Here is a 533-nt window from a genome sequence, read left to right as displayed (position 1 = left end):
TGTACTTGGTCATGAGGTTGGTGACTGAACGCGGCTGATGGGTGGGTGGCCATCGAGTGCGGTGTGACCGCGTTCAGTGTTGTAGTGATCAAGCCAGGGCGCCAGTGCGGTGGTGCGGGCGTCGTTGTCGAGGAAGATCTCGTGGTAGGCCCATTCGGTCTGCAGGGTGCGGTTGAAGCGCTCGACTTTGCCGTTCTGCCAAGGACAGTGCGGCTTGATGGTTTTGTGGCGGGCGCCGATCGTGGCGATCGCGGCGGCGAAGTCGCGGGAGATCAGGTAGTTCTTGGCGTTGTCGGTCAGGACGCGGTGGATGCGTGGGATGCCCTGCTGGGCGAACCACGCGGTGGCGCGGAGCAGGAAGGCGGCGCAGGTGGTGCCGCGTTCGTCGTGGAGGATCTCGGCGTAGGCGAGCCGGGAGTGGTCGTCGATGGCGGCGTGGACGTAGTCGTAGCCCAGGCGTCGATGGGTGTTGGGACGCAGGCTGCGGCCGTGGGCGCGCCAGCCGCCGCCGGGCGGGATCTTGCCGATCTTTT

At 66.0% G+C, this 533-nt stretch carries 1 protein-coding gene; it reads right to left on the bottom strand.

The genetic code is table 11. From position 1 onward, the window contains the following. Positions 1 to 9: 9 nt before the first annotated feature. On the bottom strand, positions 10 to 533 hold a 524-nt coding region (locus DI276_RS47595), incomplete at its 5' end, for an integrase core domain-containing protein (RefSeq protein WP_157985387.1).

Source organism: Lentzea terrae, from assembly GCF_003265345.1.
GTDB lineage: Bacteria > Actinomycetota > Actinomycetes > Mycobacteriales > Pseudonocardiaceae > Lentzea > Lentzea terrae.
The sequence above is the reverse complement of the archived record's forward strand: the minus strand, read 5'-3'. Positions and strand labels throughout refer to the sequence as shown.